The organism is Brevibacterium iodinum ATCC 49514, from assembly GCF_900169265.1.
In the GTDB taxonomy this organism is placed as follows: domain Bacteria; phylum Actinomycetota; class Actinomycetes; order Actinomycetales; family Brevibacteriaceae; genus Brevibacterium; species Brevibacterium iodinum.
Window position 1 is genome coordinate 39,065 of the sequence record NZ_FXYX01000025.1, and the last position, 6,563, is coordinate 45,627.

7 protein-coding genes are annotated in these 6,563 nt (G+C 61.9%); 5 read left to right on the plus strand and 2 right to left on the minus strand.

The genetic code is table 11. The annotated features are described in order from the left end of the window. Window positions 1-16 precede the first annotated feature (16 nt). Together BI49514_RS14105 and BI49514_RS14110 are read right to left on the minus strand one after the other, a co-directional pair. Window positions 17-1,405, minus strand: a complete 1,389-nt coding sequence (locus tag BI49514_RS14105) for an FAD-binding oxidoreductase (RefSeq protein ID WP_244195014.1) — start codon at window positions 1,403-1,405, stop codon at window positions 17-19. Window positions 1,406-1,425: 20 nt separating this feature from the next. Further along, window positions 1,426-2,487 (minus strand): pyridoxal phosphate-dependent aminotransferase, encoded by a 1,062-nt coding sequence (locus BI49514_RS14110; RefSeq protein ID WP_101547110.1) that lies wholly within the window; start codon window positions 2,485-2,487, stop codon window positions 1,426-1,428. Between the two features lie 214 nt (window positions 2,488-2,701). On the opposite strand from BI49514_RS14110, the gene BI49514_RS14115 reads away from it, so the two are divergent. The 5 genes from BI49514_RS14115 (at window position 2,702) to BI49514_RS14140 (ending at window position 6,491) form a co-directional block, all read left to right on the plus strand. Next, window positions 2,702-4,177 (plus strand): malate:quinone oxidoreductase, encoded by a 1,476-nt coding sequence (locus BI49514_RS14115; RefSeq protein ID WP_101547111.1) that lies wholly within the window; start codon window positions 2,702-2,704, stop codon window positions 4,175-4,177. A gap of 431 nt (window positions 4,178-4,608) precedes the next feature. Beyond that, entirely contained in the window at window positions 4,609-4,968 is a 360-nt protein-coding gene (locus BI49514_RS14120) for a hypothetical protein (RefSeq protein WP_101547112.1), read from the plus strand. A gap of 233 nt (window positions 4,969-5,201) precedes the next feature. After that, on the plus strand, window positions 5,202-5,501 hold the full coding sequence (locus BI49514_RS14130) for a hypothetical protein (protein ID WP_145996227.1): 300 nt from the start codon (window positions 5,202-5,204) through the stop codon (window positions 5,499-5,501). A gap of 96 nt (window positions 5,502-5,597) precedes the next feature. Further along, the gene (locus tag BI49514_RS16390; RefSeq protein ID WP_145996228.1) at window positions 5,598-5,966 is read left to right on the plus strand and encodes a hypothetical protein; all 369 of its coding nucleotides are present in this window, start codon (window positions 5,598-5,600) and stop codon (window positions 5,964-5,966) included. Between the two features lie 111 nt (window positions 5,967-6,077). Next, complete coding sequence (locus BI49514_RS14140; protein WP_145996229.1) at window positions 6,078-6,491, plus strand: helix-turn-helix domain-containing protein; 414 nt, start codon at window positions 6,078-6,080, stop codon at window positions 6,489-6,491. The last annotated feature ends 72 nt before the right edge of the window (window positions 6,492-6,563 follow it).

A 6,563-nucleotide genomic window follows, 5' to 3' on the forward strand; every position in this document is an offset into this window, starting at 1 on the left:
TCGATCACCCGAGATCTCAGCCGAGCATCTTGCCCGGGTTGAGGATCCCCCACGGATCCACCGCCGCCTTGATCGAGGTCTGCAGCGCCCGCGCACCCGCATCGAGTTCGCGCACCAGCCAGTCCTTCTTCAGATATCCGACTCCGTGCTCACCTGTGATCGTCCCACCCAGATCGAGACCCAGCTGCATGATCTCAGCGAACGTCTCCTTCGCCTCGGCCACACTCGCCTCATCCTGGGCATCGAAGAGCACACTCGGATGCATATTCCCATCCCCGGCATGCCCGGCCGTGGACACCTCCACCGAGTGCCGGGCCGCGATCTCGTCCAACCTGGCGAAGAACTCGCCGAGGCGGGAGCGGGGAACGCACACATCATCGATGAGCTCTCCCCCACCAATCCCGGATACATACTTCTCCAACGCCGGCGACACCGCCCGCCGTGCCGCGACGAGCATCTCCGAATCCGCCGGATCGCCGGAGACGAACACTTCATCGGCGCCCTGCGCCGTGGCGATCGCTTCGAACGATTCCAACTCGCTCACACCGGCCTGCCCCGGAGCATCCGACTGCACCAACAACAGCGCACCGGCCTCGTCGGGCAGTCCGAAATCACCATAGGCATTGATCATGCCCACGGTGCCTCCGTCCATGAGCTCGAGCATCGACGGGGCTGCACCGGAAGCCATGAACTCAGAGACCGTATGCCCGGCCGATTCCAAGTCCGGGAAGATCCCAACACCGGTCACCGGCGGAGCCAACAGAGGTCTGAGCCCGAGGGTGATCTCGACGATGACGCCCAGAGTCCCCTCGGACCCGACGAACAGTCCCGCCAGATCGAGACCGGCCACGCCCTTCGCCGTCTGCCGACCCAACCGGGTCACTGTCCCGTCGGCGAGGACAACGGTCAGCCCGCGCACATAGTCTCGCGTCACCCCGTATTTCACACAGCACATGCCGCCGGCGTTCGTCGCGACGTTCCCGCCGATCGTGGAGATCGCCACCGACCCCGGATCCGGCGGATACGACAGACCGTGCTCGACCAGAGCCGATTTGAGGTCTTGGTTGATGACACCGGGCTGGACCCGGCACGTCTGATTGACCGTGTCGATGCCGACGATCGCGTTCAGCTTCGCGACATTGAGCAGGATCGCCCCGTCGGTGGCATTCGCCGCCCCCGACAAACCCGTCCTGGCGCCCTGAGTGACCACCGGGATCCGATGCGCGGTGGCGAAGCGCATCACCGCGACCACATCATCGACGTCGGCAGCACGCACGAGCGCCGAGGCGGTCCCCGCCGGACAGAACAGGGCCTTATCCGACGAGTAGGAGTCGATGACATCCCGATCGGTGACGAGCGCTCCCGGGCTCAGTTCGGCCGCAAGTCCGTTCAGATCCGTACCCACCGTCGTCTCCGCGCTCACCGTCACAGCGACGCGGCGACGTTGAGCACGCGCTCCAGTGCCTCATCGGGTCCGATGCTCACACGCACCCCGCCCTGCAGGCGACGCACGGCAACGGCCTGCTTCGCGCACTCACCCTCGAAGGCAACGGCCGCCTCGGGGTCGAGTGCGATCCACACATAGTTGCCCTGAGCGTCGGGCACGGACAGACCCAGCTCTCGCAGATCGTGAGCGAATCGGTCGCGCACCGCGGCGATCTCCTTGGCGCGCACGGCCACTTCGTCGACCCGTGCCAGGGATTCCCGGGCGGCGGCCTGGGCACCGGCGGTGACGGAGAACGGGGCTATGACCTGGCGCATTCCCGAGGCGATCTCGACATCGGCGATGCCGTAGCCCACGCGCAGACCGGCCAGGCCGTGCGCCTTCGAGAAGGTACGTGCGAGCACAAGGTTCGCATGCTTCTTCCGCGCGGCCAGACCGTCGGCGGCCTCGGTGGCGAATTCGAGGTACGCCTCGTCGAGGACGACAATGACGTTGTCGGGCACCTCGGCGAGGAAGCCCTGGAGCTCGGCGTCGGTGATCGTCGGACCGGTCGGATTGTTCGGCGAACACAGCAGCACCAGGCGGGTCGTGTCATCGATCGCGGCGGCGAGCCCTGCGAAGTCGTGTCGGCCATCTGGCATGAGGTCAACGGGTCGCTTCTCCGCCCCGCGAGCCGAGGCGAGGATCGGGTACATCTCGAACGACGGCCACGGATAGACCACGGAGGTGCCGGATTCGAGGGTGATGTTCGTCAGCGCGGACAGGATCTCGGAGGCACCGGCGCCGGGGACCACCTCGGCGGGGTCGACATCGAGACGATCGGCGATGTCGGCCACGAGGGCGGCAGCGGTGGGATCGGGATAGTTCGCGGGAATCGCCGCGGCGGCAGTGGCGGCGTCGAGGACACCAGGCAGCGGCGGCAGGTGGTTCTCGTTCGAGGACAGCTTGTACGGGGTCAGGCCGGGGCACGCGACGGGAGGCTTGCCGGGAACGTAGGGAGGGAATTCGGCCAGTGCGTCACGGAGCAGGAAACGATTGGACATGTGCCTATATTTGCACACCTTGTGGCGGGCGACACAGAGTGTCCGGGCAATGTGACCGAACGGTCGGAAACGGGCGGGCGCGGCGGAGGCCCGTCCGCTGTGAGAATGCTCCCACGCACGGGTGTTCACCCTGCCCTGGTTACAGGTGAGCCGACACCGAAGAGTAGTCTGGGAGACGAATAGAAGCAGTCAGTGAAGAGGAATGAGAGTCCAAATGCCCTCACCGCAGGAAAAGGTCGACGTCGTCTTGATCGGCGGCGGAATCATGAGCGCCACTCTGGGTGCCATGTTGACCGAACTTCAGCCCGATTGGAACATCCGTGTCTACGAGAAGCTCGACTATGTGGCCTCCGAGAGTTCGGACCCCTGGAACAATGCGGGCACCGGCCACGCCGCACTCTGCGAACTCAACTACACCCCCGAGGACTCCAACGGCGACATCGACCTGCAGAAGGCCTCGACGATCAACCAGCAGTTCCACCACTCGCGCCAGTACTGGTCGCACCTCGTCGACACCGGTGTGCTCACCGACCCGAAGTCGTTCATCAACCCGATCCCCCACGTCAGCTATGGCCGTGGCGAGAAGGGCCGCGACTACATCAAGCGCCGCTACGAGACGATGGTGCGCAACCCGCTGTTCTCGCAGATGGAGTACTCGGACGACCCGTCGCAGCAGGCCGAGTGGCTGCCGCTGATGTTCGAGGGCCGCGGACCCGGCCAGGTCAACGGCATCTCGCGAACCGAACTGGGCACCGACGTAGACTTCGGCTCCCTGTCGCGCCAGCTCCTGAGCTACATCGCGGACAAGGGGGCGACCGTGCGCACCAGCCACCAGGTCACCGACCTCGACCGTTCCTCGGACGGCTGGACTCTCACCGTGAAGGATCTGCTCTCGCACGAGACCCACCAGGTGGGCGCGAAGTTCGTCTTCGTCGGCGCCGGCGGCGGTGCCCTGCCCCTGCTCCAGAAGTCGGGGATCCCCGAGGGCCGCGGCTACGGCGGCTTCCCGGTGTCCGGAATCTTCCTGCGCACCTCGAACCCCGATGTCGTCGCCGGCCATCAGGCCAAGGTCTACGGCCAGGCCGCCCAGGGTGCCCCTCCGATGTCGGTGCCGCACCTCGACACCCGTGTCGTCGACGGCAAGGACTACCTGATGTTCGGCCCCTACGCCGGCTTCTCGCCGAAGTTTCTCAAGAAGGGCCGATTCACCGACCTGCCGTTCTCCGTGCGCGGAAACAACATCGCCACGATGCTCAACGTCGCGAAGGACAACACGGACCTCGTGACCTACCTGCTCGGTGAGCTGGCGGCGACGAAGAAGGCCCGCTTCGAGGCGATGCACCAGTTCATCCCGAACATCGACCCGTCCGACTGGGAGTTCATCCAGGCCGGTCAGCGCGTGCAGGTGATGAAGAAGGATCCGAAGAAGGGCGGCGTCCTCCAGTTCGGCACCGAGCTCATCTCCTCGGCCGACGGATCGATTGCGGCTCTGCTCGGCGCCTCACCGGGTGCCTCGACCGCCGTGCCGATCATGGTCAACCTGCTCAAGACCTGCTTCCCGCGCGAGTTCGCCGGCTGGGAGAAGAGCTTCAAGGACATGATCCCCTCGCTCGGCCGCGACCTCGTCGATGACGAGACGCTGCTCAAGGAGGTCTCCGAGTACACCGCTCGGACCCTGCAGCTCATCTGACACAGAGCAGAACACGAAGCGGCCCGCCGGAATCACGGCGGGTTCACATGATCGTCGCAACACTATCCACGAGAGGTTGCGGCGATCATGTCGTTTCAAGAGGACTGTGCCCGGTTTGGTGACGAGTTGGCACGACTGGTGGATGCCGGGATACCGGTGAAGGAAGCCGCGGTCGTGATAGGAATCCCACGGCAACGGTGCTACGCAATTCTGCGGGCAATCAATCGGCCTGCGGGCAAACGTTGAACATTCAATTACCGGGTGGGCTTATTGCTCATATCCATGCAGCAAGTTATCCTGCGGTTGCAGTGGAGTCCTTGCACACTCGGCATTAAGCATGGTTATTTGCGCTGAGTGTTTACTGGTAACTGTTTGTGAGGTAGCGTAACGCACGGCAATTTGAAACCGGCTCCGACAAGGAACTTGAACATATGATCCGAAAGCTCCTGGCTGGCCTCGCCGCTGTAGTTGTTGCCTCTTCGACAGCCACCGCCGCTCACGCCGCACCGCAGTCCAGTGATACTTCTGCACCCGATATGAATGGGTGGGAGGTCACTATCAACGGCAAGGTTTTTGAGCCGGACACAGTGGAAGGAGAAGACCGCTCTCGCGATAAGGCGTCGGGAGTAGATACGCAACTCAACCCCATCACCATCGGGCTTTGCAACATGGGCGCCAAGGACAAGGTCATTCAGAGCTTCAAGTCCACGAAGGATGGTGACGTGGACCTGAAGTGTGGCACGAGTTCAGACGGGTACATTCACATCCGCGAAGAGCACGAGGACCAGTAGGAAGACCAGAAGAAGGATTGGCCTGGCTACTGGGATGACCTTATGGTTCAGGCTGTTCAGGACTCCGTAGAGGATGGCCACGTCGCCATATCGCAAAAGGGAAACAAGCGTTGCTACGCGGGCACCGTGCAAATTAAGTTCAAAGGCAAAGTCGTGAACACATTCCACCCATCTACTATTGTCTCTAAGAACAATAAGAAGATCATCACGTCTATTCCGACGAATGAGCACCGGTGCGTTCCGTGATGCGTGAAATACGATTCTTCTTAGACTGGGGGCCTAAATACCCGATATGGGAAACCGGCACTGACAAATATGCAATGGAGCCCTCCGATTATGGTTTGACTTTAGAGCTTGATAAAGCGTTGCGCAGTTACGTGGATTTCTGGAATGAGCATTTCATTGAAACTGATGACAGTTTTGAATGGGATTCAAGCGAGAACAAGAAGGCGTTCGACGCTGAAGGAGATCGGCTGATTCGCTGGCTTCAGGACGAGGTCAAGGGCATTGCTCATGTTCGTGATGAACGCTAGTACAAGTGCCCGGCGCTCCTAGCCGAAAAGGGCCCCGCAGCATAAGGCGGGTCCACATGATCGTCGCAACACTCTCAACGAGAGGTTGCGGCGATCATGTCGTTTCAAGAGGACTGTGCCCGGTTTGGTGACGAGTTGGCACGACTGGTGGATGCCGGGATGCCGGTGAAGGAAGCCGCGGTCGTGATAGGAATCCCACGGCAACGGTGCTACGCAATTCTGCGGGCAATCAATCGGCCTGCGGGCAAACCACGTGACAAGAACGCGATACTCGATCATGCCTTGATCGTGTCCACCTTCGCCCCGACCGGTTCGATTTCGCGAGCAGCGAAAGCCAGTCGTGTCGCTCACTCAGTGGCACGACGCATTCTCGTCGACGCGGGACTGGTGCCTGCCGAAAAGCTGAAACGGGCAGGAAAGCCCGAAGCGAAACGCAAATTCCTGGAACTGATCGATGCAGGATGATCCACCACACGCGCCGCGGTCGAAGTGGGTATCAACAAACGCACCGGCCGGGACCGGCGCAGAGGGATCCGTAAATCCGGCAACTCGCGGGTCTACCCCGATGGGCGAGTCGTGGAATACGACCACGGCTCGGTCTATAAACAGCGTATGACAAGCGTGATCTGCGATGACAGCGCTCGACCGGCTATCAGTGCCCGATATCTGTCTATTCAAGACCGCGTCACGATCGCTGACGGCCTCACCGTAAGGGACTCTCTGCGGACGATCGCGACACGGCTTGGGAAGAACGTCTCCACGATCTCGCGCGAGGTACGCGGGCACAGTATTGACGGGAGATATTTCCCGTATCAGGCTGATCGCGTGGCTGCGGCGGCTCGGGCACGGCCGAAACAGTCCAAACTGGTATCGAACGCGGTCCTCCGCGCAGAGGTCGAGAACGGTTTGGCACGTAAGCTCTCACCAGAACAGATGGGACTGCTGAAGGTTTGGTTGACTTCACGACTGGATAAATTCCAGGAAGGATAGAAGTCATGCCAAAGATCTACACCGATGAGTTCAAGCAATCAGCGCTCGAGCTCTTGGACGATGGAATGACCC